28 protein-coding genes and 1 riboswitch are annotated in these 24,969 nt (G+C 70.2%); of the genes, 10 read left to right on the forward strand and 18 right to left on the reverse strand.

Annotation, left to right across the window (positions count from 1 at the left end):
• Positions 1–46: 46 nt before the first annotated feature.
• Both metH and AB0M73_RS36435 read right to left on the reverse strand, forming a co-directional pair.
• Complete coding sequence (metH, locus tag AB0M73_RS36430) at positions 47–3,649, reverse strand: methionine synthase (RefSeq protein ID WP_363900866.1); 3,603 nt, start codon at positions 3,647–3,649, stop codon at positions 47–49.
• A gap of 14 nt (positions 3,650–3,663) precedes the next feature.
• Positions 3,664–3,740: riboswitch (S-adenosyl-L-homocysteine riboswitch) on the reverse strand.
• Between the two features lie 157 nt (positions 3,741–3,897).
• Positions 3,898–4,566 (reverse strand): GntR family transcriptional regulator, encoded by a 669-nt coding sequence (locus AB0M73_RS36435; protein WP_363900869.1) that lies wholly within the window; start codon positions 4,564–4,566, stop codon positions 3,898–3,900.
• A gap of 39 nt (positions 4,567–4,605) precedes the next feature.
• Here AB0M73_RS36435 and AB0M73_RS36440 point away from each other — a divergent pair, with 39 nt between their 5' ends.
• Genes AB0M73_RS36440 through AB0M73_RS36455 form a run of 4 tightly spaced genes read left to right on the forward strand, consistent with a single transcriptional unit; the run spans position 4,606 to position 7,352 of the window.
• On the forward strand, positions 4,606–5,625 hold the full coding sequence (locus AB0M73_RS36440; protein WP_363900876.1) for an LLM class F420-dependent oxidoreductase: 1,020 nt from the start codon (positions 4,606–4,608) through the stop codon (positions 5,623–5,625).
• Positions 5,626–5,628: 3 nt separating this feature from the next.
• On the forward strand, positions 5,629–6,513 hold the full coding sequence (locus AB0M73_RS36445; RefSeq protein WP_363900879.1) for an oxygenase MpaB family protein: 885 nt from the start codon (positions 5,629–5,631) through the stop codon (positions 6,511–6,513).
• Between the two features lie 30 nt (positions 6,514–6,543).
• Positions 6,544–6,936, forward strand: coding sequence for a hypothetical protein (locus tag AB0M73_RS36450; protein WP_363900882.1), 393 nt, complete (start codon positions 6,544–6,546; stop codon positions 6,934–6,936).
• 32 nt (positions 6,937–6,968) lie between these two features.
• The gene (locus tag AB0M73_RS36455; protein ID WP_363900885.1) at positions 6,969–7,352 is read left to right on the forward strand and encodes a hypothetical protein; all 384 of its coding nucleotides are present in this window, start codon (positions 6,969–6,971) and stop codon (positions 7,350–7,352) included.
• Positions 7,353–7,400: 48 nt separating this feature from the next.
• Here AB0M73_RS36455 and AB0M73_RS36460 read toward each other — a convergent pair whose 3' ends face one another.
• Positions 7,401–8,003: an ATP-dependent Clp protease proteolytic subunit gene (locus tag AB0M73_RS36460; RefSeq protein WP_084579015.1), complete on the reverse strand. Its 603-nt coding sequence runs from the start codon at positions 8,001–8,003 to the stop codon at positions 7,401–7,403.
• 228 nt (positions 8,004–8,231) lie between these two features.
• On the reverse strand, positions 8,232–8,858 hold the full coding sequence (locus AB0M73_RS36465) for an SRPBCC family protein (protein WP_363900889.1): 627 nt from the start codon (positions 8,856–8,858) through the stop codon (positions 8,232–8,234).
• Between the two features lie 299 nt (positions 8,859–9,157).
• Between AB0M73_RS36465 and AB0M73_RS36470 the strand changes: the two genes are divergently transcribed.
• The 3 genes from AB0M73_RS36470 to AB0M73_RS36480 are packed head-to-tail and all read left to right on the forward strand — an operon-like array spanning position 9,158 to position 10,503.
• Positions 9,158–9,466, forward strand: coding sequence for a transglycosylase family protein (locus AB0M73_RS36470; protein WP_363900892.1), 309 nt, complete (start codon positions 9,158–9,160; stop codon positions 9,464–9,466).
• A gap of 60 nt (positions 9,467–9,526) precedes the next feature.
• Positions 9,527–9,895 carry a DoxX family protein gene (locus AB0M73_RS36475; RefSeq protein WP_363900895.1) on the forward strand — a complete coding sequence of 123 codons (369 nt, stop codon included), beginning with the start codon at positions 9,527–9,529 and terminating at the stop codon, positions 9,893–9,895.
• Positions 9,892–10,503, forward strand: a complete 612-nt coding sequence (locus AB0M73_RS36480) for a UdgX family uracil-DNA binding protein (RefSeq protein WP_363900898.1) — start codon at positions 9,892–9,894, stop codon at positions 10,501–10,503. The genes AB0M73_RS36475 and AB0M73_RS36480 overlap by 4 nt, the downstream gene beginning before the upstream one ends.
• Here AB0M73_RS36480 and AB0M73_RS36485 read toward each other — a convergent pair.
• The 8 genes from AB0M73_RS36485 to AB0M73_RS36520 form a co-directional block, all read right to left on the reverse strand.
• Complete coding sequence (locus AB0M73_RS36485; RefSeq protein WP_363900901.1) at positions 10,491–11,462, reverse strand: aldo/keto reductase; 972 nt, start codon at positions 11,460–11,462, stop codon at positions 10,491–10,493. The two genes, AB0M73_RS36480 and AB0M73_RS36485, sit on opposite strands and share 13 nt — an antisense overlap.
• A gap of 54 nt (positions 11,463–11,516) precedes the next feature.
• A complete protein-coding gene (locus AB0M73_RS36490) occupies positions 11,517–12,182 on the reverse strand; it encodes a trypsin-like serine protease (RefSeq protein ID WP_363900969.1) in 666 nt (221 codons plus the stop codon).
• Positions 12,183–12,223: 41 nt separating this feature from the next.
• The gene (locus tag AB0M73_RS36495) at positions 12,224–12,931 is read right to left on the reverse strand and encodes a trypsin-like serine protease (protein ID WP_043715920.1); all 708 of its coding nucleotides are present in this window, start codon (positions 12,929–12,931) and stop codon (positions 12,224–12,226) included.
• Between the two features lie 108 nt (positions 12,932–13,039).
• Positions 13,040–13,495 carry a pyridoxamine 5'-phosphate oxidase family protein gene (locus tag AB0M73_RS36500; protein WP_363900905.1) on the reverse strand — a complete coding sequence of 152 codons (456 nt, stop codon included), beginning with the start codon at positions 13,493–13,495 and terminating at the stop codon, positions 13,040–13,042.
• Positions 13,459–14,547, reverse strand: coding sequence for a nitronate monooxygenase (locus AB0M73_RS36505; RefSeq protein ID WP_363900909.1), 1,089 nt, complete (start codon positions 14,545–14,547; stop codon positions 13,459–13,461). The genes AB0M73_RS36500 and AB0M73_RS36505 overlap by 37 nt, the downstream gene beginning before the upstream one ends.
• Positions 14,534–15,208: a CoA-transferase gene (locus AB0M73_RS36510; RefSeq protein WP_363900912.1), complete on the reverse strand. Its 675-nt coding sequence runs from the start codon at positions 15,206–15,208 to the stop codon at positions 14,534–14,536. The genes AB0M73_RS36505 and AB0M73_RS36510 overlap by 14 nt, the downstream gene beginning before the upstream one ends.
• Before the next feature lie 10 nt (positions 15,209–15,218).
• Complete coding sequence (locus AB0M73_RS36515; protein WP_363900915.1) at positions 15,219–16,061, reverse strand: CoA-transferase; 843 nt, start codon at positions 16,059–16,061, stop codon at positions 15,219–15,221.
• A gap of 1 nt (position 16,062) precedes the next feature.
• Positions 16,063–16,803, reverse strand: a complete 741-nt coding sequence (locus tag AB0M73_RS36520) for an enoyl-CoA hydratase family protein (RefSeq protein ID WP_363900918.1) — start codon at positions 16,801–16,803, stop codon at positions 16,063–16,065.
• A 56-nt stretch (positions 16,804–16,859) separates the two neighbouring features.
• Between AB0M73_RS36520 and AB0M73_RS36525 the strand changes: the two genes are divergently transcribed.
• The 3 genes from AB0M73_RS36525 (at position 16,860) to AB0M73_RS36535 (ending at position 19,577) form a co-directional block, all read left to right on the forward strand.
• Positions 16,860–17,615: an SDR family oxidoreductase gene (locus tag AB0M73_RS36525; RefSeq protein WP_363900920.1), complete on the forward strand. Its 756-nt coding sequence runs from the start codon at positions 16,860–16,862 to the stop codon at positions 17,613–17,615.
• The gene (locus AB0M73_RS36530) at positions 17,612–18,466 is read left to right on the forward strand and encodes an SDR family oxidoreductase (RefSeq protein ID WP_363900923.1); all 855 of its coding nucleotides are present in this window, start codon (positions 17,612–17,614) and stop codon (positions 18,464–18,466) included. Before AB0M73_RS36525 ends, AB0M73_RS36530 begins: the two co-directional genes overlap by 4 nt.
• 112 nt (positions 18,467–18,578) lie before the next feature.
• The gene (locus AB0M73_RS36535; RefSeq protein ID WP_363900926.1) at positions 18,579–19,577 is read left to right on the forward strand and encodes a hypothetical protein; all 999 of its coding nucleotides are present in this window, start codon (positions 18,579–18,581) and stop codon (positions 19,575–19,577) included.
• Here the strand turns inward: AB0M73_RS36535 and AB0M73_RS36540 are convergent, their stop codons facing one another.
• The 6 genes from AB0M73_RS36540 to AB0M73_RS36565 form a co-directional block, all read right to left on the reverse strand.
• On the reverse strand, positions 19,578–20,423 hold the full coding sequence (locus AB0M73_RS36540) for an SDR family oxidoreductase (protein WP_363900929.1): 846 nt from the start codon (positions 20,421–20,423) through the stop codon (positions 19,578–19,580).
• 60 nt (positions 20,424–20,483) lie between these two features.
• Positions 20,484–21,122 carry a class I SAM-dependent methyltransferase gene (locus AB0M73_RS36545; protein ID WP_363900932.1) on the reverse strand — a complete coding sequence of 213 codons (639 nt, stop codon included), beginning with the start codon at positions 21,120–21,122 and terminating at the stop codon, positions 20,484–20,486.
• Between the two features lie 59 nt (positions 21,123–21,181).
• Positions 21,182–22,126: an erythromycin esterase family protein gene (locus tag AB0M73_RS36550; RefSeq protein WP_363900935.1), complete on the reverse strand. Its 945-nt coding sequence runs from the start codon at positions 22,124–22,126 to the stop codon at positions 21,182–21,184.
• A 93-nt stretch (positions 22,127–22,219) separates the two neighbouring features.
• Positions 22,220–23,293: an ABC transporter ATP-binding protein gene (locus AB0M73_RS36555; protein WP_363900938.1), complete on the reverse strand. Its 1,074-nt coding sequence runs from the start codon at positions 23,291–23,293 to the stop codon at positions 22,220–22,222.
• A complete protein-coding gene (locus AB0M73_RS36560; protein ID WP_363900941.1) occupies positions 23,290–24,120 on the reverse strand; it encodes an ABC transporter permease subunit in 831 nt (276 codons plus the stop codon). The genes AB0M73_RS36555 and AB0M73_RS36560 overlap by 4 nt, the downstream gene beginning before the upstream one ends.
• Complete coding sequence (locus AB0M73_RS36565) at positions 24,117–24,968, reverse strand: ABC transporter permease (protein ID WP_363900944.1); 852 nt, start codon at positions 24,966–24,968, stop codon at positions 24,117–24,119. The genes AB0M73_RS36560 and AB0M73_RS36565 overlap by 4 nt, the downstream gene beginning before the upstream one ends.
• Between the last annotated feature and the right edge of the window lies 1 nt (position 24,969).

Genomic DNA, 24,969 nt, shown 5'->3' on the forward strand with positions numbered 1-24,969 from the left:
TCAGGTGGCCCCCAATGCGAAGTGAGCCACTCACGTAGCGGGGGGATCAGGCGGGGTCGTAGGCGAGGTTGGGGCGGAGCCAGCGCTCGACCTCGGCGACCGGCATGTCGCGGCGGCGGGCGTAGTCCTCGATCTGGTCCCGGCCGAGGCGGCCGACGGTGAAGTACTTGGCCTCGGGGTGGGCGAAGATGATGCCGCTGACGCTGGCGGCCGGGGTCATGGCGTAGGACTCGGTCAGCGCCATGCCGAACTCGCCTGCGCCGAGCATGTCGAACAGGCCGGCCTTCTCGCTGTGGTCGGGGCTGGCCGGGTAGCCCAGCGCCGGCCGGATGCCACGGAACCGCTCGGCGTGCAGGTCGGCCAGCTCGGGCTGGGCGTCCGGCTCGAACCAGTCGCGCCGGGCCTGGAGGTGGATGTACTCGGCGAAGGCCTCGGCCAGACGGTCGGCCAGGGCCTTGACCATGATGGCCCGGTAGTCGTCGTTGGCGGCCTCGTACTTGGCGGCGAGCTCCTCGGCGCCGAGGATCGTCACCGCGAAGCCGCCGAGGTGGTCGCCGGCCGGCGCGATGTAGTCGGCCAGCGAGCGGTTGGGGCGGCCGTCGGGCTTCTTGGTCTGCTGGCGCAGCATCGGGAAGTCGGGCGCGCCGTCGAGGAGGATGTCGTCGCCGTCGGAGTGCGCCGGCCAGAAGCCGTACACGCCCTCGGCCCGCAGCGAGCCGTCGGCGATGATCTGGTCCAGCAGCGTGTTGGCGTCGTCGAACAGCTCCCGCGCCACCGGGTTCTCCAGGATCGCCGGGTACTTGCCCTTGACCTCCCAGGCCAGGAACAGGAACGTCCAGTCGACCATCTCCCGCAGCGTGGTCAGGTCCGGGCTGACCCGCCGGGTGCCGGTGAACGGCGGCGTCGGCAGGTCGTCGAAGGACACGACCTCGCGGTTGGCCTTGGCCTGCTCCAGCGTGAGCAGCGGCTGCTGCTGACGGTTGGCGTGCTGCACGCGCAGCCGCTCCTGCTCGACGGAGTTGTTCTCCGCCAACACTTCGGCCCGCTCCGGGTCCATCAGGTCGGAGACGACGCCGACGACCCGGGACGCGTCCAGCACGTGCACGGTCGTCGACTCGTAGGCCGGCGCGATGCGGACGGCGGTGTGCTGGCGGGAGGTGGTCGCGCCGCCGATCAGCAGCGGCAGCTTGAGCCCGCGCCGCTGCATCTCCGCGGCCACCGACACCATCTCGTCCAGCGACGGCGTGATCAGGCCGGACAGCCCGATCGCGTCCGCGCCCTCGGCCACGGCGGTGTCCAGGATCTTCGCGGCCGGCACCATCACGCCGAGGTCGATCACGTCGTAGCTGTTGCAGCCCAGCACCACGCCGACGATGTTCTTGCCGATGTCGTGCACGTCGCCCTTGACCGTGGCCAGCACGACCTTGCCGTTGCCGCGCGAGGCCTCGACCACGCCGGCCAGCCGCAGCTGCTCCTTCTCCTCCTCCATGAACGGCTCCAGGTAGGCCACCGCGCGCTTCATCACCCGCGCGCTCTTGACCACCTGCGGCAGGAACATCTTGCCGGAGCCGAACAGGTCGCCGACGATCTTCATGCCGTCCATCAGCGGACCCTCGATGACCTCCAGCGGCCGCTTGGCCTGCTGTCGGGCCTCCTCGGTGTCGTCCTCGATGAAGTCCACGATGCCGTGCACGAGCGCGTGCGACAGGCGCTCCCGCACCGGGGCCTCGCGCCAGGACAGGTCGACGACCCGCTTGGTGCCCTTGCCGTTGACCGTCTCGGCGAACGTGACGAGCCGGTCGGTGGCGTCCTCGCGCCGGTCGAAGATCACGTCCTCGACCAGCTCCAGCAGGTCGGCCGGGATGTCCTGGTACACGGCCAGCTGGCCGGCGTTGACGATGCCCATGTCCAGCCCGGCGGTCACCGCGTAGTACAGGAACGCCGAGTGCATGGCCTCACGCACGACGTCGTTGCCACGGAAGGAGAACGACAGGTTCGAGATGCCGCCGGAGGTGCGCGCGCCGGGACAGCGCTGCTTGATCAGCGGCAGCGCGTCGATGAAGGCCTTGGCGTAGCCGTTGTGCTCGCTGATGCCGGTGGCCACGGCCAACACGTTGGGGTCGAAGATGATGTCGGTGGCCGGGAACCCCACCTTCTGCGTGAGCAGGTCGTAGGCCCGGCCGCAGATGTCGACCTTGCGCTGGGTGGTGTCGGCCTGGCCCTGCTCGTCGAAGGCCATCACGACCACGCCCGCGCCGTACTCGCGGATCCTGCGGGCCTGGGCCAGGAACGGCTCCTCGCCCTCCTTCAGCGAGATCGAGTTGACCACGCCCTTGCCCTGCACGCAGCGCAGGCCGGCCTCCAGCACGCTCCACCGCGAGCTGTCGATCATGATCGGGATCTTGGCCACCTCGGGCTCGGTGGCGATCAGGTTCAGGAACGTGGTCATCGCCTGCTCGCTGTCCAGCAGGTCGGCGTCCATGTTGACGTCCAACAGGTTGGCGCCGCCGCGCACCTGCTCCAGGGCCACGTCCACGGCGGCCTGGTGGTTGTCGGACTCGATGAGCCGGCGGAACTTGGCCGAGCCGGTGACGTTGGTCCGCTCGCCGATCATCACGAAGCCGGTGTCGGCGCCGATCGCGAACGGCTCCAGGCCGCTGAACCGGGTGGCCGGCTCGACGGTCGCCAGCGTGCGGGGCTTGAGGCCCTTGACCTTCTCGGCGATCGCGGCGATGTGCGCGGGCGTGGTGCCGCAGCAGCCGCCGGCGATGTTGAGCAGACCGGACTCGGCGAACTCGCCGACCAGCGCGCTGGTCTCGGCCGGCGTCTCGTCGTAGCCGCCGAAGGCGTTGGGCAGGCCGGCGTTGGGGTGGGCGGCCACGTGCGTGTCGGCCAGCCGGGCCAGGTCGACGATGTGCGGGCGCATCTCGGTCGCGCCCAGCGAGCAGTTCACGCCCACGACCAGCGGCTTGGCGTGCTCGACGGAGCGCCAGAACGCCTCGACGGTCTGCCCGGACAGCGTGCGGCCGGACAGGTCGACGATGGTCACCGAGATCCACAGCGGCAGGTGCGGGGCCACCTCCTGCGCGGCGGCGATGGCGGCCTTGCAGTTGAGGGTGTCGAAGATGGTCTCGATGAGCAGCAGGTCGACGCCGCCCTCGGCCAGCGCGGAGATCTGCTCGGCGTACGAGTCGCGCACCTGGTTGAAGGTGACCGCGCGGTAGGCCGGGTCCTCGACGCGCGGGGACAGCGACAGGGTGACGTTGAGCGGGCCGATCGAGCCGGCCACGAAACGGCCGCCGAACTCGTCGGCGGCCTGCCGGGCCAGGCCGGCGGCCTCGACGTTCATGTCGCGGACCAGGTGCTGCAGGTCGTAGTCGGCCTGGCCGATGCTGGTCGCGGTGAACGTGTTGGTGGTGGTGATGTCCGCGCCCGCGGCCAGGTACTGGCGGTGCACGTCGAGCACGACGTCCGGGCGGGTCAGGTTGAGCAGGTCCGGGTCGCCGGTGACGTCCTTGCTGTGGTCCGCGAACCGGCCGGCGATGTAGTCCTCGGGACCCAGTCCCGCGTTCTGGAACATGGTGCCCCAGGCGCCGTCGAGCACGACGATCCGCTGTCCGAGCAGTTCCTTCAGCGCGTCTGCGCCCACAGCTGGCCTCCCTGTTGTGGGAGGCGCCCTTGTTCACGGTGACTCGGCCGAGCGTGGCGGGCCCGAGCCCGTTGCAGCGCCTCTCGACCTCAAGAAAGATTACCGGAGCCGCCGCGGGCGCAGGCAGAAACCCGCACAGGTGTCCCCGCGTACCTCTTCCACCTGCTGGAACAACGCTTGGTGGTGCTGGAAAAGTCCCAGCTCCCAGCATGTGGAACGCGGCCGGCGCCGAGGACGGCTCGGCACTGTCACCCGGTCGGTGACGTCCACATGCCGACCGCGTCGAGGTGCCGCAGCAGCCGCCACTCGCCGTCCTTGACGTGCCGGAACACGGCCTCGCGGGCGGCGTTGGCGTCCCGTGCCCTTAGCGCGGCGACGATGGCGGCGTGGTCGGCGACCACCCGCACCCGCCACTCCGGGTCGCCGGTGTAGACCCGGGCCGGTGTGTAGCGGCTGGCCATGTCCAGGAACCGGGCCAGTTTCCGGGAGGCGGCGGCCTTGTTGACCAGCCGGTGGAACTCGTACTCCAGGGTGGACAGCTCGTGGTGCCCCTCGGCCCGGGCCAGCTCGTCGGCGATCTGCTGCACGTGGTCGAGCTGCTGGTCGCCGATCAGCGTGGCGGCCCGGCCGACCAGCCGGGCGGCGAGATCGGCCTGGAGGTCGAACATGTCCTTGACGTCCTGGCGCGACAGCGGGCTGACCACGAAGCCGCGGCGGGGCTCCAGCTCCACCATGTCCTCGCCGCGCAGGGCCAGCAGCGCCTCACGGACCGGGGTGACGCTCACGCCCAGGTCGGCGGCGACCGCGTCGAGACGCACGAACTGCCCGGGTCGCAGCGTGCCGGACATGATCGCCTCGCGGAGATGCGCGGCGACCTCGTCGGACAGCTGCGGGCGGGACGACAGGGGCCTGGCCATAAGATATATTATATGTGCGATCCTATGAGGAGGTCGGACATGCGGCTCAGCGTGCCCCTTCAGTACGCCGGCGACGCGATCCAGCTCATGGAGCAGGTGGTCGCCCTGGAGCGGGCCGGCCTCGACGCGGTGTGGGTGGCCGAGGCGTACGGCTTCGACTCGCCGACCCTCATGGGATACCTGGCCGCGCGCACCGAGCGGCTGCTCATCGGCTCCGCGATCCTGCCGATCTACTCCCGCACCCCGGCTCTGATCGCCCAGACCGCCGCCGGTCTCGACGCCGTGTCCGGCGGCCGGGCGCTGCTCGGCCTCGGCGCGTCCGGGCCGCAGGTGATCGAGGGCTGGCACGGCGTCCGCTACGACAAGCCGCTCGGCCGCACGCGTGAGGTCGTCGACCTGTGCCGGCGCATCTGGCGCCGCGAGGTGATCACCAACGACGGCCTCTACCCGCTGCCGCTGCCCGGCGGCACCGGCCTCGGCAAGCCGCTGAAGATCCTCACCAAGCCCCTGCGGGACTCGATCCCCGTGTACCTGGCGTCGCTCGGCGACAAGAACGTGGAGCTCACCGCCGAGATCGCCGACGGCTGGCTGCCCACCCTGTTCCTGCCGGAGAAGGCTTCTTCGGTGTGGGGCAAGGCATTGGCGGCCGGTCAGGCCAAGCGGACCCTGACCACGCCGCTGGATGTGGTCGCCGGCGGCCTGCTGGCCATCGGCGACGACGTGGCCCCGCTGCGGGAACTGGCCCGGCCGACCATCGCCCTGTACGTCGGCGGCATGGGCGCACGGGACCGCAACTTCTACAACGACCTCATGCGCCGGTACGGCTACGAGGCCGAGGCGCGCACCATTCAGGACCTGTACCTCGCCGGCCGCAAGGACGAGGCCGCCGCCGCGGTGCCGGCCGAGTTCCTGGAGCTCAGCTCCCTGATCGGGCCGGCCGGGCACGTCAAGGAGCGGGTCGAGGCGTACCGGGAGGCCGGCGTGACCATGCTCAACGTCAACCCCGTCGGGCCCGATCCGATCGGCGACGTGCGCACCCTGCGCGAGTGGCTGGGCTGACTCGTGGGCCGCTGGGACAACCTCAGACACATCCTGTCGCTGGATCCCGAGCGTGACCACCAGGAGATCTACCGGCTGTCGGCGGGTTTCGAGTTCCCGTGGGACTTCCAGCGGTCGCTGGAGTTCGCCCTGTTCCGCACCTACTCCGTGCCGTCCATCTCCGCGCTGCTCGCCGCCACCCGCGAGTTCGAGCTGCGGCCCCAGCGCCGGTACGACGACACCGCGCTGCTCATGGCCGAGATGATGGAGCACGGCTACGACTCGCCGCGCGGCAAGGCCGCCCTGAAGTCGGTCAATCGAGCCCACGGCCGGTACCGCATCAGCAACGACGACATGCTGTACGTGTTGTCCACCTTCGTGTTCGAGCCCATCCGCTGGCTCGACCGCTTCGGCTGGCGGCGCCTGTCCGACCACGAGCGCCTGGCCGGGTTCCACTTCTACCGCGCCGTCGGCGCCCGCATGGGCGTCCGCTTGATTCCTAGCAGCTACGCGGAGTTCGAGCAGTTCAATGTGGACTACGAGCGGACGAACTTCGTCTACACCGACACCAATGCCGCCGTCGGCCGCTACACCCTGGAGCTCTTCTGCTCCTGGTATCCCTCCTTTTCGCGGCCTTTGATCCGCCCTGCCCTGCGCTCCCTCATGGACCGCCCCCTGTTGGACGCCTTCGGGTTCGCGCCCGCCCCGCCCTGGCTCACCCGCCTGTCCGAGGCCGGCGTCCGGTTGCGGTCAGCTGTGGTGCGGGAACTGCCGCCCCGCCGGCATTCCAAGCTCGCCAACGACCCCGGCAACCGGACATATCCCGGCTATCCCACCGGTTACGACCCCGCCGACCTCGGCGCCGGCGAGCCGCCAAAAGACATCGACCCGTCGCTGCTGCGCCGGTAGAGTCGGCCGGCATGATCGTCCGAAGGGACCATGCCGCGTAGACGGCCCCATGAGCTGCGGGTTCGCCGCAGCGATGCCAAGAAGGAGCCCGGGCTACCCCGTGGCTCCGCCCGTCTGGTGAGCGCTTTGGCTCGCCTGGAGCGCAACGGGATCGCCTCCGTCGCTGCCGCGCTGCGGACCTGGCGGGCCGAAGCCCAAAGCCGAGTGGACGATCGTTGCCCATGCGGCTGCAACGACATGTATTTCGGGCACGATGCGCGGTCGGAGTTGGAGTCCGCGATGCGGGCGCTGCCGCCGCGGCTGGCCCGTGAGTTGCGGTCGATGGTGGTCCCGCTCGATGAGCTCTACTGGGCCAGTACGGTGCCCGACCCGTTTGCCAGCCCCTCTGCCTCGTGGTGGAGGCGGCGCATGGCGTCGTCGTAGAGTGGCGGGCATGACGATCTTCCGAAAGGGCCATGCCGCGTAGGCGCCCCCATGCGCTGCGGGCGGTCCACATCCCCCGCAGACCGACACCTCGGGTGCGCGGCCTGCCGCGCGCTTCCGCCCGGTTGACCGGAGCCGTTCGCCGCTGGGAGCAGCATCCCGGCCAGATCGCCTGGGCCTTGAAGGTGTGGACCGACGCCGTTCGCGACCCACATCACCGCTACTACCGCGACCGGTCCTGGGAATTCCCGTTCGAGGTGCGCGAGACGCTGGAGTCGGCGCTGCGTGGCCTGCCTCGGCACGCGGCCCGTGAGCTGTTCGACCTGGTCCGCCCGCTCGACGAGACGTACCTGGCCAACACCGCCAACAACCCGTTCGCGGCCCGCGGCGACCCGTGGTGGCACAAGCGCCTGTAGGAAAAAGGGCCTTCCCCGGAGGGAAGGCCCTTTCCGCACAACCTCACATCAGATCTGGTCGGCGGACCGCTCGATGACGTGGTCGATGAAGCCGTAGGTCAGCGCGTCCTTGGCGGTGAACCAGCGGTCGCGGTCGCCGTCGCGGATGATGGCCTCGACGGGCTGGCCGGTCTGGCGCGCGGTGATCTCGGCCAGCTCCTTCTTCCACAGGGCGTAGACCTCGGCGCGGATCTTGATGTCCGAGGCGGTGCCGCCGACGCCGCCCGACGGCTGGTGCATCATGATCCGGGCGTAGGGCAGCGCGTAGCGCTTGCCGGGGGCGCCGGAGGAGAGCAGGAACTGCCCCATCGACGCGGCCAGGCCCATGGCGTAGGTCTGCACGTCGGGCTGCACGAACTGCATCGTGTCGTAGATCGCGAAGCCCGCGGTCACGGAGCCGCCGGGGGAGTTGATGTAGAGCTTGATGTCCTCTTCGGGGTTCTCCGCGGTCAGCAGCAGCAGCTGAGCGACGATCCGGTTCGCCACGTCGTCGTCGACCTCAGAGCCGAGCACGATGATCCGGTCGCGCAGCAGGCGCTCGTAGACCGAGTCGGTGAGGTTCATCCCGGACGCGGCGCGCGCCACGAGGTCCGCGTTGGCGTGGTGTTCCACTTCTGTCCGCCTCTTCTTGAAAGCCAGGACTTCCTGATTCCTGACCGTCACTCTAGCCGAGCGGATCGCGGCGGAGTCGGCCGGTGCGACCGTGTTCGCCCACAGCAGTACAAGGAGCCCGCTACCCGGCCCTGACCTGCGACAACGGCCGCCGACTCCGGTCAAGCGGCGTGTCGCGGGCCATTAAACGTTCGCGTTCGGCGGAATTGTTTTTCGCCACGGAAATCGTCAGGCCGCACCGGTGTAGAAGCCGATGGTGCGCTCGCCGACCTCCGTCGCCTTGGCCGGGTCGGCGCCGGACGCGATGTCGGCCTCGATCCACTGCCGGCCGCTGGCCGTGTAGAACTCCTTGGCCTCGGGGGAGGTCATCCACTCGGCGGCGGCCTCGGGCGTCATGCCGGCCCCGGTGGCCAGGTACATGGCCAGGCCGAGCACCGCCCCGTCCCACCCGATGCCGACCGCGCCGGGGCCGTAGGTGTCCCAGTGCTCGCCGACCACGGCGATGTGGTGCAGCTCGAACAGCGTGCCGCCGTCGACGGCGCTCAGGCGCACCTCGATCCAGCTGACCTGGTCGCCCATCTCCCACGTGGCGTCGAAGGCCCGGGGCGCCTCGCACGCGGTGACGGTGCCGCCGGCGTTGCCCTGGAGCTGGTAGTGCCCGCCGAGCTTGAGCTCGCCGGCGACGGGCAGGAACCAGCGGGCGATGCGCTCGGCCGTGGTCACGGCCTCCCACAGGTCGTCGAGGTCGGTGTCGTACGTCTGGCTGACGGTGACGGTGCGGGCCTCGCCCGCCTCCAGCGTCCGGCTGCCGACCCGACGGCTCACGGCGTTGATCTGCTGCTTCACGTCGAACATGGCTGGCAAAGTATCAGTACGGGCTTATATAAGCAACGGATGCCGTTGCCGTTCGGGTGAAAGTTGGCCGCGGCGGCGGCCCGCCTCCGTCCGGCGGCCGCGCGGCCGTTCTGATAGTGCGGCAAGGGATCCCGGAAATGCGGTCGGACCGCAAGACGATCTTCGGCGGGCGTCGGCCGCGGGCGTCCCGTCGGTAGCTGGACCGAGTGATCACATTCTGTGACCGCCTTGACGACCGGTGGTGGCCGCCACGGGGGTCTGCTTACGTCCGGCCCATGGCACCAGGACGAAGTTCCAGGATGGCTGTGCTGGCGGCGGCGGTGAGCGGGCTCTTGCTGCTCGCCGCGTCGCCGGCGTCGGCCGATCCCAGCACGAGCGACTGGCTGAAGCTGCGCCGCTGCGAGTCCGGCAACCGCTACGACCTGAACACCGGCAACGGCGAGTACGGCGCCTACCAGTTCACCCTCCGCACGTGGCAGGGCCTCGGCGGCACCGGTTACCCGCACCGCGCCGCCGCGGCCACGCAGGACGCCAAGGCCTTGGCGCTGTGGCGGCAGCGCGGCTGGCAGCCCTGGACCAACTGCGCACGGAAGTGCGGTCTGCGCTGAGACGAGTTTGTCGGGTCGCCGGCGGGTACTCCCACCGGTGACCCGACAAGGAGACCGACGATGCTGAAAGTGCTGGCCCGGCCCATGCTGTCGGCGGTGTTCATGACGAGCGCATGGGAGACCCTGAAGGACCCGGCCCCGCTGGCCAAACACGCGGAGCCGATGATCGAGCGCTACCGCAAGGTGCTGCCGGAGTGGGTGCCCACGGACGCGATGACCCTGGTTCGGGTCGACGCGTGCCTGAAGCTCGGCGCCGGCCTGCTGCTCGCGGCCGGCCGGATGCCCAAGGTCGCGGCGTTCGTGCTGGCGGCCGACCTGGTGCCGACCACGCTGGTCGGCCACCGGGTCTGGGAGTCCGGCGACCCCGAGGAGCGAGCCCACTTCCTCAAGAACGTCGCCGTGCTCGGCGGCCTGCTGGCCTCGATATGACGGCAGTGGACTACGTTCCGCACCGCGGCGGCCTGGCGGCTCTGCGCCGGGCCGCCGCGGACTGCCACGGCTGCGAGCTGTACAAGGACGCCACGCAGACGGTGTTCGGCGAAGGACCGGCCGACGCCAGGCTGTTCCTGGTCGGCGAGCAACCGGGCGACCGGGAGGACGTCGAAGGCGCGCCATTCGTCGGCCCAGCCGGAAAACTGCTGGACCGCGCGCTGGTCGACGCCGGCATCGACCGGGCCGAGGTCTATCTGACCAACGCCGTCAAGCACTTCAAGTTCACGCTGCCGGAACGCGGCAAGCGCCGCATCCACAAGAAGCCCGGCCAGGGCGAGGTCTCGGCCTGCCGGCCGTGGCTGCTGGCCGAGCTGGACCGGGTCGAGCCGGAACTGGTCGTGCTGCTCGGGGCGACGGCGGCATCGGCCCTGCTGGGCAGCGGGTTTCGGCTCACCCGGCACCGCGGCGAGATTGTCGAGCTGGAGCAGGGCGTTCCCGCGGTGGCGACGGTGCATCCGTCGGCGGTGCTGCGGGCGCCCGACCGCGAGGCGGCGTACCAGGGACTGGTCGCCGACCTCACGGTCGCGGCCCGTCACCAGGCGTAGTGCTCCGGGGCCGTCTTGTAGGCCGGGAAGATCTCGTCGATCGCCGCCAGGTCCTCGGCGGACAGCGTGATCTCCAACGACTTCAGGGCTCCGGCGAACTGCTCGGCGGTGCGCGGGCCGATGATCGGGGCGGTCACCGCCGGCTGGTGCAGCAGCCACGCCAGGGCCAGGTCGCCCGGCTCGTGGCCCAGCTTCTCGGCGAAGTCCTCCCACTGGCCGAGCTGCTCACGGCGCTTCTCCAGGGTCTTGGCCAGGAAGTCGCTGTAGCGGCGCTTGCCCTCGCGCTGCCCGCGGACGGCGCCGCCCAGCAGCCCGGAAGCCAACGGGCTCCACGGGATCACGCCGATGCCGTGGGCCTGGGCCGACGGCAGCACCTCCAGCTCGACCTCACGGGTGAGCAGGTTGTAGTGCGACTGCTCGGCGACCAGCCCGAGGAAGTTGCGCCTGGCCGCCTCGGCCTGCGCCACGGCCAGATGCCAGCCGGCGAAGTTGGACGACCCGAAGTAGAGCACCTTGCCTTGCGCGACAAGGGTTTCGCAGGCCTGCCACAGCTCCTCCCACGGCGTGGCCCGGTCGACGTGGTGGAACTGGTACAGATCGACGTAGTCGGTCTGCAGCCGGCGCAGCGACGCGTCGATCGCGCGGCGGACGTTGAGCGCCGACAGCTTGCCCTCGTTGGGCCAGTCGCCGGTGGCGCCGTAGAGCTTGGTGGCCAGCACGGTCCGCTCGCGGCGGTTGCCGCCGGAGGCGAACCAGTCGCCGATGATCTCCTCGGTCCGGCCCTTGCCGGCGGCGCCGCCGTACACGTTGGCCGTGTCGAAGAAGTTGATGCCCTTGTCCAGTGCCTCGTCCATGATGCCGTGGCTGGTGGCCTCGTCGGTCTGGGAGCCGAAGTTCATGGTGCCCAGGCACAGGCGCGAGACGGACAGCCCGGTCCTGCCGAGGTTCGTGTACTCCATGCCTTCCATCTAAGTACGTGACGGGGCCGCGCGCAGGCGGCCCCGTCGACGTTCTCACACTCCGGTCGTCGACCGGATCCAACTGCGGCTGGACGCGATGGAGGCGTAGTTCTGCGTGCCGTGGGTGTTCGACCCGCTGTTGCCCGCCGTCGACGCGACGCCGACCTCGGCCCCGTTGTAGACCTCGGGGCCGCCGGAGTCACCGTGCCAGGCCGCGCCGTTCACGCCCTGGCTGGCGATGGCCCGCCCGCCGTAGGCGTCGGTGCTGCGCCCGGTGACCCGGACGTTCGCCGTGCGCAGCACCGAAGCCGGTGGGCTCTGGTTCAGCGTCCGGCCCCAGCCGTAGATCTGGTTGGTCGACCCGGTGGGCGGGTCGGCCGACGCCAGCGGCATGTACGACGTCTGCACGGCGGTGGCCAGGTGCAGCAGCGCGATATCGCCGTTGGGCGAGGTGTACTGCCGGTCCACGGCCACGTTCGTGCCCTGGTCGAAGTTCACGTTGCCGATCTTCACGTGCATGCCGGAACTGCTCTGGCAGTGGTGCGCGGTGACCACCCACTGCGCCGCGATGATCGTGCCGGAGCATTCGAATCCGTCGAATTCGCTGCCCCCGCTGTTCCAGTAGATCTGCGCGCCCCACGGGGCCGAACTCACCTGCGTGCCGCCGATGATGTTCGGGCTCGCCGACGCCGCCGAGGCCGCCGCCGGCGCGACCGTCATGGCCACGCCGACGAGTGCGGCCGCCACCGCACTGCCGCGCATCAGACCCCCGCGGTGCTGCGGATGAAGGAGCGGCTGGTGGCCACGCTGGCGTAGTTCTGCGTGCCCTGCGGGTTGGAGCCGCTGTTGTTGCCGGTCGAGCAGACGCCGACCTGCTGGCCGTTGTAGACCTCGGGGCCGCCGGAGTCGCCGTGCCAGGCCGCGCCGTTGATGCCGGTGCTGGCGATGGCCCGGCCGCCGAACGCGTCGGTGCTGTGGCCGGTCACCCGCACGTTGGCCGTCTTCAGCACGGGGGAGGGCGGGTTGCTGCCCTGGGTGCGGCCCCAGCCGTAGATCTGGTTGGTGGTCCCGGTCGCCGGGTCGGCGCTGGCCAGCTTGCTGAACGTGGTGTTGATGGCGGTGCTCAGGTGCACCAGCAGGATGTCGCCGTTGGGCGAGGGGACCTGGCGGTCGACGGTGGCGCGCGTGCCCTGGCCCAGGTTCAGGCTGCCGACCAGGACGTACATGCCGGGGTTGTTCTGGCAGTGCTGCGCGGTCAGCACCCACTGCGGCGCGATGATCGTGCCGGAGCACTCGAAACCGTTGCCGGAGCCGGCGTTGGTCCAGTAGATCTGGGCGCCGTAGGGGATGTTGCTGGCCGCTCCGCCACCGATGATGTTCGGGCTGACGTCGGCCTGGGCCGGGGCCGCGACCAGGCCGGCCGCGAGGGCGGCACCGGCGATCGTGGCTGCGACAAGTGACTTGCGCATGGGAAATACACCTTTCGGCGACTGGCAGGGACAGTCGTGCGTAACCGAAAGCTAGCCCTGTGTGCGCAACGGGAACACCCGACGATCGTCGGTACCTTTTCCGCCGTTTTACCCCAGTTTGCGGAAGTCCCAGGAGACTACGGTGTGCGGCCGCAGCCGCATCCACCCGTGCCGCCCGTCGTGGAACATCTGCTCGCCGCCGAAGTACTTGCGGGCGAACAACTTCTCCGGTTCGACCAGCTCAGCCACCGGTTCGCCGGTACGCGGCGCCTCGCCGACGAACTCGACCTCGCCGCGCAGCTCCACCCCGCGCAGCTCGCCGTATTCCCGGCCGGCGTCGACCAGAACCGCCACCTTCGGATCCCGTTTCAGCTGGGCCCACCGCTTGGCCCGCGTGATCGAGGTGAGCCAGAGGGTCTTGTCGTGCCACAGAAACCACAGCGCCGTCAGGTGCGGGCCGTCCGGGCCGGCCGTCGCCACCCGACAGGTGCGTTCCGCGCCGAGAAACTCGTCGAGTTCCGCGTCGCTCAGGGCGATGCGTCGGCCACGCCGCTGTTGTGCCATCGTCGACCTCCGGCCAGTCCGTCGATCACCGCGGTCGCCTGCGCGACGATGCCGGTGATCAGTTCCTCGCAGCTTGGCAGATCACTCAGCACGCCGACCACCTGTCCGGCGGCCAGCACGCCGGCGTCGGTGTTGCCCTGCACCAGCCCGGACCGCAGCAGCATCGGCGTGTTGGCCGCCATGATCACCTGAGACCAGCTCAGCTCGCGGCCGTGCTTCATGCGCAGGCCGTCGCCGATCATGGTCCTGAGGCTCATGCCGGTCAGCGCCTTGAACTTGCGGGCATTGGCCAGCGCGCCGAGCAGCGACCGGAACCGGCCGGACCGTTCCAGCTGGTTGACGAGGTCGGTGCGCAGCACCCGGTGCGGCATGCCGTCGACCTTTGTCGTGACGACCGTGCCGTCCAGACCTCCTGCCAGGTAGAGGCGTTTGACTTCCTCCGGCACCGGGCTGTCGCTGGTCAGCAGAAACCTTGTGCCCATGGCGATACCGGCCGCGCCGTAGGCCAGCGCCGCCGCCAGGCCGCGGCCGTCGTAGAAGCCGCCGGCCGCCACGACCGGGATGTCCACGGCGTCGACCACGCTCGGTAGCAGCAGTGTCGTCGCCACCGCGCCGGTGTGGCCGCCGCCCTCGCCGCCCTGCACGACGACGGCGTCGACGCCCCACGCGGCGACCTTCTCGGCATGGCGGACCGCGCCGATCGACGGCATCACCACGATGCTGTGGTCCTTCAGCTTCGTGATCAGGTCCTTCTTGGGGGCCAACGCGAAGGAGGCCACCTTGACGCCGTGTCTGATCAGCAGATCCACCCGGTCGGTCGCGTCGGAGGCGTCCGAGCGGAGGTTGACGCCGAACGGATTCTCCGTTCGCCGCCGGGTTTCCGTGATCGCGTGGTCGAGCTCTTCGAGGGTCATCGTGGCCGAGGCGATGATGCCGAGGCCGCCCGCGTTCGCCGTGGCCGACACCAGGCGTGGGCCGGCGACCCAGCCCATGCCCGTCTGCACCACCGGATGCCGCACGCCCGTGAGGCGCGTGAGCTCAGTCTCGAGCATGATCCGGATCCAGCTTGTCGATCAGCTCCAGCTCCTGCGGCGACGGCTCGCGGGTCGTGCCGACCTGGTCGGTTTGCAGCGGGAAGCCGGTGTTGTCCAGGACTTCTTCGACGGTCACGCCGGGATGCGTCGACACCAGCCGCATCGAGCCGTCCGGAGTGGCGAAGTCCAGCACGCACAGGTTGGTGACGACCCGGTGCACGTGGTGGAAGCCTCGGTCATGGCCGACGCCGCTGACCACGTCCACCTGCGGCACGAAGATTCGCTTGCTGTGCTTGGGAACCCAGTAGCTGGTGCGGTGGTTGACCGTGTTGCCGGGCGCGCCGCGGAAGCCCAGCAGCTGACGGGTCGGCTTGTCGTGGTCGCCGATGCACGAGATGTTCTGGTTGCCGAAGCGGTCCAGCTGGTTCGCGCCCATCACCACGTGCCGGCGACCGCCCGCGACCACGTCGAACACCTTGCGGTAGGGCAGCCAGCCCTCGATCCCGTTCTGCCCCAACAGGTATGCTTCGCCGTCGGACATCAGCAGGTCCGGCTCGGCCGTGAGGCGGGCCAGCTTCGCGCCCAGCTGGGGGATCAACCCCATGGGGCTGGCCAGGATCTCGCCGGCGCCGAGGAAGAGATCGGCGCAGGCGGCCACGCACACGTCGATGCGGCTCATGACAACCCCCTCACGACAAGCCCTGCACGGCGAGTTGGTATCCGGTCTCGCCTCTCGACAGGAACTGGTCCACAAAGGACGGCCAGAGTTCCTCGTCGGCGGCGGATTTCGCGTAGTGGCGCTGGAACTTCTCGTCCCGGCCATAGTCGGGGACGCAGGAGGTGAAGTGCGCGCCGTTGGGCGTCTCCACCACGCCGTCGACCATCATCCGGTTGGTCAGCAGCGACTGCGGCGGCCCGTCCAGCTCCGAGGTGTCCACGATCCGTTCGCACGACAGGAAACGGCGCTTGGCCGCCAGGCAGAACAGGTCGTCGAAGTACGGGTCGGGGCCGAGGTACTGGCCGTTGCCGTGCCGGTCGGCCCGGTTGAGGTGGACCAGCGCCACGTCGAGGTTCAGCGCCGGCATGGCGACCAGTTCCTCGTCGTCGTAAGGGGATCGCACGGTCTTCAGCTCGGGGTTGACCCGCATGACGTCCGAGCCGAGGCCGGCGCGGATGGGCAGGAACGGCAGCCGGTGGGACGCGGCGAGCAGTCCGCTGTAGAACATGCCCTCGTCGTACTCGCTGACCTCGATGCCGCCCTGCTGGCGCACCCGCTGGAACCACGGGTCGTAGGCGATGCTGTCCAGGGAGACGAAACCGAACACCAGGCGGCGGACCTTGCCGGCGGCGCACAACAGGCCGACGTCCGGGCCGCCGTAGGAGACCACGGTCAGGTCGCGCACCGGCGAGTCGAGAACGGCCCGCACCAGGGCCATCGGTTTGCGCCGCGAGCCCCAGCCGCCGATGCCGACGGTCATTCCGTCGGACAGCTCGGCGGCCACCTCGGCCGCGCTCATCCGCTTGTCCCGCATGTCATCCCTCCAGGAAGGCCCGACGCGCCTCGTCGGAAACACCGGACAGGTTCAACTCGAAGGTGAAGCCCTGCTCGTAGCGGTAGCTGCGGTGCACGTGCTGCGGGTCGATGCCGTTGAGCGCCTCCTTGGCGCAGCGGATCACCCGGGTGTCCTTGGCGGCGATCTCCTCGGCCAGCGCCATTGCCGCCGCGTCGAGCTTGTCCGGCGACACCACCTCGTACACGGAACCGTGGTGGTGCAGCTGTTCGGCCGAGATTCGCCTTGCCGTGTAGTACAGGGTCCGCATCAGGTGTGGCGGCACCAGCCGGGCCAGGTGGGTGGCCGCGCCCAGCGCCCCTCTGTCCACTTCGGGCAGTCCGAACGTGGCATCCGTTGCGGCGACGACGATGTCCGCGTTGCCGACCAGTCCGACGCCGCCGCCGAGGCAGAAGCCGTTGACCGCGGCGATGACCGGCACCTCGCAGTCGTAGACCGCGGAGAACGCCGCCGCGCAGCCGCGGTTGGCGCCGATCAGCGCGTCGAAGCCCTCGGTGGCCTGGATCTCCTTGATGTCCACGCCCGCGTTGAAGCCGCGGCCCTCGGCTCGCAGCACCACGACGTGGGTTTCCGGCCGTCGTCCGGCGGCGACCAGCTGGTCGGCCAGGTCGAACCAGCCCTTCACCGGGACGGCGTTCACCGGGGGATAGTCGATCGTGATCACCGTGACGCCGGATCCGGTGTGGCTGCTGGAGATGCCCATCGGCACTCCTTCCCAACCTAGCGGTTGCTTGGTACGTTAACAGGCATCCGCTGACCTTGGAAGTGCCGATGAGACTGAGCGAACGTGTGGCTCTCGTGACCGGCGGCACCAGGGGAGTAGGGGCCGGGATCACGCGGGTTTTCCGTGACGCCGGCGCCACCGTAGTCACCTGCGCCCGCCGCCCGCCGGAGGTTCCCGATCCGGACTTCGTGGCCTGTGACGTGCGCGAACCGGCCGAGGTGGCGGCCCTCGTCGCCGGCATCGTCGATCGGTACGGGCGACTGGACGTCCTGGTCAACAACGCCGGCGGGGCGCCGTCGGTGCCGGTCTCCGAGGCGTCGCCGCGCTTCCATGCCAAGGTCGTCGAGCTCAACCTGCTGGCGCCGCTGCTGGTCTCGCAGGAGGTCAACCGGGTGATGCAGGAGCAGCCCGGCGGCGGCGCGATCGTCATGGTCAGCAGCGTCAGCGGGCGGCGGCCGTCGCCCGGCACCGCCGGATACGGGGCGGCCAAGGCGGGGCTGGACAGCCTGACCGGCAGCCTCGCCGTGGAGTGGGCGCCCAAGGTGCGGGTCAACGCGCTGGCGGTGGGGCCCGTGCGCACCGAGCTGTCCGACCTGCACTTCCCGGACCTGGCGGCGGTGGCCAAGACCGTGCCGCTGGGGCGGTTGGCCGAGCCCGAGGACGTCGGCCACTGCGCGCTGTTCCTCGCGTCGCCGCTCGCTTCGTACGTGTCGGGCGCGACGCTGCTCGTGCACGGCGGCGGGGAATGGCCCGCCTTCTATACGGCCCAATCGGATCAGGGAGCACGATGAGTCGCGTAGCCATCGTCACCGGCGCCGGGCGTGGCCTGGGCCGCGCCCACGCCCTCGCCTTCGCCGCCGCCGGCTACTCCGTGGTCGTCAACGACCTCGATGACGCCGCCTCCGCCGTCGTGACCGAGATCGGCGCGCAGGCCGTGGCCAACCGGGACGACGTCGCCGACTGGGACGGCGCCGCCCGCCTGGTCGACACCGCCCTGGACACCTTCGGGCGCTTGGACGTGTTGGTCAACAACGCCGGTTTCGTCCGGGACCGCATGCTGGTCAACCTCGGCGAGTCCGAATGGGACGATGTGGTCCGGGTGCACATGAAGGGCCACTTCGCGCCGCTGCGGCATGCCTCGGCCTATTGGCGTCAGCAGCACAAGGCCGGGCATCCGGTAACGGCACGCGTGATCAACACGACGTCAGGGGCAGGACTGCTCGGCAGTGTCGGCCAAGGCAACTACTCGGCCGCCAAGGCCGGCATCCTCGGCCTGACCTTCGTCGCCGCGGCCGAGCTCGATCGCTACGGCGTCACCGTCAACGCGATTGCCCCCGCGGCACGGACTCGCATGACCGCCGACACCTTCGCCGCCCAGATGGCCGCGCCGGTCGACGGTTTCGACGCCATGGCCCCGGAGAACGTGTCGCCTTTGGTGGTGTGGCTGGGAAGCGAGGACGCCGGCGACGTCACCGGCCGCGTCTTCGAGGTCGACGGCGGCCGCATCTGCCTGGCCGACGGCTGGCGTCGTGGGCCCACCGTGGAACGTGAAGAACGTTGGCCTGTCGACGAAGTCGGCCCCGCCGTGCGAGCACTGCTCGACAAGTCCGTGCCACCCGAGCCCGTCTACGGTGCGGGCTGAGTCGGTCACGCACCGGCATTCGGCCTAACGAAGCGGCAACGAAACCGTCCATTGTGGTCGCAGCGGCGCATTCTCCGAGTGGAACTCCACTTCGCCGCCGCTGGAGGCTGTCATGGCCAAGTCGGTCATCCGCTTCTCACTCGCCGCCGCGCTGATCGCGGGCGGTGTGGCCCTGTCCTTCGCCGGGGCCGCCTTCGGCGCGCCCCCGACGCCGCCCCAGTCCGGCGACTCGCGTGCCGTCGTGCACGCCGGGAACGTCACCACCTGCGCCGCCGCCGGCCTCGCCGGCGGGCCCATCAGCGTGACCGCCACCGTCGTCTCCAACACCTACATCACCATCACCGCCCTGCCCGCCGGCACCACCGTCACCGGCGTCGTCGTCAAGGGCGCACCGGCCTACAACGTGTACCTGCCCGGCTCGCTCGGAACGCTGCCGTGGACCGCCCTGCACCCGCCCCTGGCCGGCAACAGCGGCATGCCCGCGACGATCAGCCACTGGTTCGTGTGCGGCACCAAGACCACGACCACCCCGCCGCCGCCGACGACCACCACGACGGTCCCGACCACCACCACGACCACCACCGTGCCGGCGACGACCACGACCACGACGACCACCACGGTGCCGATCACGACCACGACGGTCCCGACCACCACCACGACCACGACCGTGCCGACGACGACCACGACTACCACTGTGCCGACCACGACCACCACGACCGTGCCGACAACGACCACTACCACCACCGTGCCGCCGAGCACGACCACCACCACCGCGCCGCCGAGCACGACCACCACGACCAAGAAGCCGCCGGTCACCACCACGACCACGACCCCGTGCCCGACCACGACCGTGTCGACCACGACCACGGTGCCGATGACCACCACCGGGACCACCACGACCACGATGGTTCCCACCGGCACGACGACGCTGCCGCCCACCACGACCGCCGCCCCGGTCGTGCCGGTCGACGTCCCGCCGATCGACACCGGCGGCCAGGCGCTGGCCTACACGGGCTTCAACGGCGGCTGGCTGATCGTCCTGGCCCTGGTCCTGATGCTCGCCGGACTGTCGCTGCTGACGATCCCGAGCCTGCTGGTCCGGCGGCGCTGATCAGCCGATCTGGGCCGACAGCGGCGGCGTCGCGCCGTCCACGTCGGTGAACCCGTAGCGCACGGCCAGTCCGGCGGTCGTCTCGATGCCGCCGGACCGGTCGAGCCGGGTCGGATCGGTGGCCAGGCCGACGATGCCGCGGCCGATGAAACGCGGCGTCTCGGCCTGCCCCACCTCGAACATCCGGCCGTCCGGGAAGTCCAGCACCGTGCGGCCGTCGGCGGTGGTGCGGGCGGCGGCGAGCAGGAACTCGGTGCGGACCAGGCCCGGCCAGATCGAGAACACCGACACGCCACGGTCCTTCAGCTCGACGGCCATGTCCGAGGACATCTTGTCGGTGGCGGCCTTGCCCACGCCGTAGGCCACGTTGTTCTGGTACACGGCCGCGCCCGGCGACGACAGGTTGGCGATCATGCTGCCGGCCGGCATCAGCGGCACGGCGTGCACCGCCGCCACGTAGTGCGCGCGGGTGCCGAGTCCGACGATCTGGTCCCACACGCCGACCGGCAGGTCCCAGAACGAGTGGCCCATCGTCGGCGCCATGTCCGGCGCCGAGAACACGTTGTTGACCAGGATGTCCAGCCCCGACTGCTCGTCGGCGACCCGGGCGAACAGGGCCGCGATCTGCTCGTCGTCCCGGTGGTCGCAGGCCACCGCGATGCCGGTGCCGCCCGCCTGCGTCACCTCGTCGGCCGTGTCGCCGATCGTGCCCGGCAGCCGGCCCGGCTTGGTGCTGCGGCCCGTCACGTACACCGTCGCGCCGGCCGCGCCCAGCTCGATGGCGATGCCCTTGCCCACGCCCCGGCTCGCGCCGGTGACCACGGCGACCAGGCCTTTGAGATCCATCCCGCCACGCTACCCCGATCGGTGCGGACGATGCGGACGACGCTGTCCACAAGGGAAAGCTCACTTGCGCGCCCGCACCGAGAACGTGATCGGGGCCGCCTCGTCGCCCTCGCCGAAGCGCTCCATCCGCAACCCCGCGTCCGTCACCGCGTTCAGGAGCTCGTGCAGCGGATAATGCTTCGCCCCCACCCGGTTGCGCACCCCCTTGTCGGTCCACGACTTCTTCGTCCAGCTGCCGTCGTGATAACCCGGCGTGATCACGATGTTGTCCGGATCCGACCGGTCGGCGAAGTGCCCGCAGAAACAGGGATGCACCCCGACGTGGACAAAAACCCCACCCGGCCGCAGAACCCGGTGCACCTCCCGCAGCACCTTCGGATAGGCCGGCATGTCCGTGTGCACCATGACCGAGACCACCGCCGGCACCGAGTCGTCCGCGAACGGCAGGCGCTCGGCATTCGCCCTCGCCACCGGCAGCCGCTCGATGGCGTACCCCAGCATGCCGGTCGACAGGTCGATGCCGACCGGCGTCCAGCCGAGACCCCTCACCGTCTCCGCATGCGCCCCGGTCCCGCAGCCCACCTCAAGGCACACGCCGTCACCCGCCCCCAGCAGTTGCCCAAGCTGCCGGTACAACCCGGGCAGCGGCTCGAAGTCCTGCTCGTACCAGTCGGCGATCTCGTCGTAGGCAGCTTCCACCCCGCCCACGCTGGCGTGAACGGGGTGCGGCGGCAAGCCTGTTCGCTACCGGATGACCATCACCGGTAGCGGGCGGGCGTGACCTCCCGCCAGTGCACGATGACGTCGAACCACTCGGCGAGCGAGTCACCGGACAGGTGGTAGGCGGCGTTGTCGTCGGGGTCGTAGCTCGGACCGATCAGCCGGGTCATGGTCGGGCGGTCGAGCCAGGTTCGGACCTCGGCCGGGTCCGGGTCACGCAGATCCAGCAGAAAGGCGTCCGGGCCGGCGGCGTCGAGCGTGGCCTCGGCGAACTCGGCCGGTGGCGCGGGAATGTCGTACGACGTAGAGCCGTGGTGGAAGGTCAGGCCGACGGAGAGGTGACCGGATCCGAAGGATTCCCGGAGATAGCTGCCGGCGCTTCGATGGACGGCCGGCGGCGTCGACGGTGAGATGGTGCGGGTAAGGCTGTTGGCGGTATGCCCGATGCCGCCCCAGTAGACGATCTTGTGCCCGGTCTGCCCGTGCCACCGGATGACGTTCTCCGCCAGCAGCCGCTCGATGTCCGCAAGACTGTCCTGTGTGGACACCGCGCGCCCGCCGGCCGGGTGGACGATGCGGACCGCGTCGGCCGGATGCCCCTGATTGTGTCCACGCACCCAGTCGACGGCATCGAGCAGTTCCCAGGTCCGCAAGAACGGCCGCGCGTTCGCCAGCAACGCTCCTGGATCACCGGTCCCCGTGACCACGTACTCGTCGAGCAGGGTGCTCGTCGCGTCGTCGCCTTCGATCGCCAGCGAACGGAAGCCCAGCTCCTCGACGAGAAACCTCAGTATCCGATGGGAGACGCCCGCGAGCTCATGCGTGTCACGGAGCGAGACACCCAGGACGACCAGGCGGGCGTCACCCACCATGTGCCGCAACGGCGACAGATCGGTGAGCGCGCTGTCGGGATCGGCGGTGGTCAGCGGGTGGGCGTGGTCGTTGATCCACTGTGTCAGGGTGTCGGTGGTCGAGGCGGGCATGTGATCACTCTCGCGCCTCCACCTTGCTAGAGGTCAAGCGAATATGCCGGCACCCCGTCCACGCCGGCGTGGACGGGGGCGCGGCGTGCAGCGCTACCGGATGACCATCACCGGCTCGGGGGCGAAGCGGATGTCGGCGAGGGTGCCGGGGCGGAGGTCGACGGCGGCGGAGCTGGGCAGGTCGCTGTCCACCTCGGTGCCGTCGGGGAGTTCCACGGTGACCCGGGTGACGGGTCCGCGGAAGCTGCTGCGGGCCACGCGGACGGTGCCGGCGACGGCGGGGGAGAGCAGCACGGACTCGGGGCGCACCAGGGCGGTGACCTTGGCACCGGCCGGGACCTCGGGCGGCTGGGTGACCGACAGGCGCTGGCCGAGGATCTCGACCTCGGCGCCGGAGGCGATGCCGCCGATGCGGTTCATGGCGCCGACGAAGGCGGCCACGAAAGGCGTGGCGGGGCGGGTGTAGACCTCGTCGGGGCTGGCGCACTGCTCCAGGCGGCCGTCGTTCATCACGGCGACGCGGTCGGACATGCTGAGCGCCTCCTCCTGGTCGTGCGTGACGAACAGGGTGGTGATGCCCAGACGCTGTTGCAGGCCACGGATCTCGTCCCGCAGCTGCACCCGTACCTTGGCGTCCAAAGCGGACAGTGGCTCGTCCAGCAGCAGCACCTTGGGCTCGATGGCCAGGGCCCGGGCCAGGGCCACGCGCTGCTGCTGACCGCCGGACATCTGGGTGGCGTAACGGTCGTAGTGCTGGGTGAGGCCGACCAGCTCCAGCAGCTCGCCGGACCGCTTGCGCCGCTCGGCGGGGGAGACGCCCCGCAGGCGGAGGCCGAAGGCGACGTTCTCGCCGGCGGTGAGGTTCGGGAACAGGCTGTAGGACTGGAAAACCATGGCCATGTCCCGCTTGTTGGCCGGCACCTTGGTGATGTCCTGGCCGTCCACGAACACCGCGCCGGCGTCGCTGTGCTCCAGCCCGGCGACGATGCGCAGCGCGGTGGTCTTGCCGCAGCCGGACGGCCCGAGCAGGCTGACCAGCTCGCCGGGCGCGATGTCCAGGTCGAGGCCGTCCAGCGCGGTCACCTGGCCGTAGCCGCGGCGCAGCCCGGCCAGCCGGACGGGACTGCCGGGCCGGGCTTCGGTGCTGGTGTCGATGGTCGCGGTCATGAGGACCTCCCGGTGCGGCGGGCGCCGCGCTGACCGAACACGGACATCAGCAGCAGCAAGGCCCAGGTGACGATGAGGATCAGCATGGAGGCCGCGGTGGCGACCTCGCCGTCCTGCTGACCGGCCTGGACCGTCCAGACCGGCAAGGTGTTCAACAGCAACAGGTTGGCGATGGTGAACTCGCCCAACACCATGGCCGCGCTGAGAATGGACGCGTTCAGGATGGACGTGCGCAGGTTGGGCACGACCACCCGCATCAGCACGGTCAGCCAGCCGGCCCCGAGGTTGCGGCCGGCCTCGACCAGCGTGGTCAGCGGGATCGAGGACAGGCCGGCGTCGAGCGTGCGATACGTGAACGGCAGCGCCAGCACCACGTACTCCAGCGCCAGGATCACCGGGGTGCCGGTGATCCAGCTCGGGCCGCCGCGGAACGCCACCAGCACGCCGTTGGCCAGCACCACCGCCGGAATCACCAGCGGCAGCACGCAGATCGCCTCGATCAGCCGGCGCATCCGGGGCAGCCGCAGGTGCACCCACGCGGTGGTGGGCACCATCAGCACCAGCGTGATCACCACGGTGCCGGCGGCGAGCTCCAGCGAGGTGATCAGGTTGTCCAGGAAGCCGGGCTGCCCGAACAGGTTCTCCCAGGTGGACAGATCGTGCGTGTCGTGCACACCGCGCAGGCTGAACTCCACCGACGCCACAATGGGAATCAGGAAGAACAGCGCGGAGACGATCAGCACCAGCCACGCGACGACACGGCTGCGGCCCAGCTTGCGGCGGGTCGCGGCGCGCGGCGCGGCGGTCAGGTCGACAACTGCGGTCATCGCAACCACCTCGACGTCCGGCGCTGCATCCAGGCATAGCCGGCCAGCGCGAGCCCGACGATCAGGATCATGCCCAACCCCAGCGCGTTGCCCAGGTTCTCCTGGCCCACGGCCACGTTGCCGGACATCACGGCGGCGATCTGGATCGGGACCAGCGGAATGATTCCGTTGGTCAGCGCGGCGGCCGTCGCGTAGGCGGCGAAGGCGTTGGCGAACAACAACATCAGCGCGCCGAGGAACGGCGGCAGCAGCAGCGGGCCGCCGACCAGGCGCCAGTACTGCCAGCGGCTCGCGCCCAGGTTGCTGGCCGCCTCCTGCCACTGTGGGCGCAGCCCCTCCAGCGCCGGAAAGATCACCAGCACCATCAGCGGGATCTGGAAGTACAGGTACACCACCGTGATCCCGGCGAAGCCGAACAGGCTGAAGCCGGAGATGTCCAGACCCAGCGCGCCCAGCCACCGGGTCACCAGGCCCTGGCTGCCGATGGCCGCGATGAACGCGAAGGCCAGCGGCACACCGGCGAAGTAGGCCAGCACACCGGAGGCCGTCGACACCACCTGGCGCAGCACGCCGCCGGGCGGGGACGCGCTCACCGCGAAGGCGATGGCCAGCCCGACGAGCGCGCCGATCACCGCCGTCAGCGCGGAGATCTCCGTGCTGACCACAAAAGCGTGCAGATACGGGTCGCCGGCGGCGGCGCCGATGTTGCTCAGCGTCCAGCCGCCGGTGTCGTCCTGGAACGCGCCGACGACCACGGAGACCGTCGGCACGCCCAGGAACACCACGACATAGGCCAGAAACGGCAGCAGCCCGAGCACGTCGAGCCGCTGCCGGTTCCGGAACTTCATG

The sequence above is a fragment of the Kutzneria sp. NPDC051319 genome (assembly GCF_040682195.1).
Lineage (GTDB): Bacteria > Actinomycetota > Actinomycetes > Mycobacteriales > Pseudonocardiaceae > Kutzneria.

Coding starts and splice junctions, on each gene's coding strand:
- AB0M73_RS36440 (WP_363900876.1), top strand. CDS start 4,606: ATGCGGCTCAGCGTGCCCCTTCAGTACGCCGGCGACGCGATCCAGCTC.
- AB0M73_RS36505 (WP_363900909.1), bottom strand. CDS start 14,547: ATGCTCGAGACTGAGCTCACGCGCCTCACGGGCGTGCGGCATCCGGTG.
- AB0M73_RS36495 (WP_043715920.1), bottom strand. CDS start 12,931: ATGCGCAAGTCACTTGTCGCAGCCACGATCGCCGGTGCCGCCCTCGCG.
- AB0M73_RS36535 (WP_363900926.1), top strand. CDS start 18,579: ATGGCCAAGTCGGTCATCCGCTTCTCACTCGCCGCCGCGCTGATCGCG.
- AB0M73_RS36530 (WP_363900923.1), top strand. CDS start 17,612: ATGAGTCGCGTAGCCATCGTCACCGGCGCCGGGCGTGGCCTGGGCCGC.
- AB0M73_RS36560 (WP_363900941.1), bottom strand. CDS start 24,120: ATGACCGCAGTTGTCGACCTGACCGCCGCGCCGCGCGCCGCGACCCGC.
- AB0M73_RS36470 (WP_363900892.1), top strand. CDS start 9,158: ATGGCTGTGCTGGCGGCGGCGGTGAGCGGGCTCTTGCTGCTCGCCGCG.
- AB0M73_RS36490 (WP_363900969.1), bottom strand. CDS start 12,182: ATGACGGTCGCGCCGGCGGCGGCCTCGGCGGCGTCGGCGAGCCCGAAC.
- AB0M73_RS36510 (WP_363900912.1), bottom strand. CDS start 15,208: ATGAGCCGCATCGACGTGTGCGTGGCCGCCTGCGCCGATCTCTTCCTC.
- AB0M73_RS36550 (WP_363900935.1), bottom strand. CDS start 22,126: ATGCCCGCCTCGACCACCGACACCCTGACACAGTGGATCAACGACCAC.
- AB0M73_RS36475 (WP_363900895.1), top strand. CDS start 9,527: ATGCTGAAAGTGCTGGCCCGGCCCATGCTGTCGGCGGTGTTCATGACG.
- AB0M73_RS36565 (WP_363900944.1), bottom strand. CDS start 24,968: ATGAAGTTCCGGAACCGGCAGCGGCTCGACGTGCTCGGGCTGCTGCCG.
- AB0M73_RS36555 (WP_363900938.1), bottom strand. CDS start 23,293: ATGACCGCGACCATCGACACCAGCACCGAAGCCCGGCCCGGCAGTCCC.
- AB0M73_RS36480 (WP_363900898.1), top strand. CDS start 9,892: ATGACGGCAGTGGACTACGTTCCGCACCGCGGCGGCCTGGCGGCTCTG.
- AB0M73_RS36500 (WP_363900905.1), bottom strand. CDS start 13,495: ATGGCACAACAGCGGCGTGGCCGACGCATCGCCCTGAGCGACGCGGAA.
- AB0M73_RS36485 (WP_363900901.1), bottom strand. CDS start 11,462: ATGGAGTACACGAACCTCGGCAGGACCGGGCTGTCCGTCTCGCGCCTG.
- AB0M73_RS36520 (WP_363900918.1), bottom strand. CDS start 16,803: ATGGGCATCTCCAGCAGCCACACCGGATCCGGCGTCACGGTGATCACG.
- AB0M73_RS36455 (WP_363900885.1), top strand. CDS start 6,969: ATGCCGCGTAGGCGCCCCCATGCGCTGCGGGCGGTCCACATCCCCCGC.
- AB0M73_RS36450 (WP_363900882.1), top strand. CDS start 6,544: ATGCCGCGTAGACGGCCCCATGAGCTGCGGGTTCGCCGCAGCGATGCC.
- AB0M73_RS36540 (WP_363900929.1), bottom strand. CDS start 20,423: ATGGATCTCAAAGGCCTGGTCGCCGTGGTCACCGGCGCGAGCCGGGGC.
- AB0M73_RS36465 (WP_363900889.1), bottom strand. CDS start 8,858: ATGTTCGACGTGAAGCAGCAGATCAACGCCGTGAGCCGTCGGGTCGGC.
- AB0M73_RS36515 (WP_363900915.1), bottom strand. CDS start 16,061: ATGCGGGACAAGCGGATGAGCGCGGCCGAGGTGGCCGCCGAGCTGTCC.
- AB0M73_RS36435 (WP_363900869.1), bottom strand. CDS start 4,566: ATGGCCAGGCCCCTGTCGTCCCGCCCGCAGCTGTCCGACGAGGTCGCC.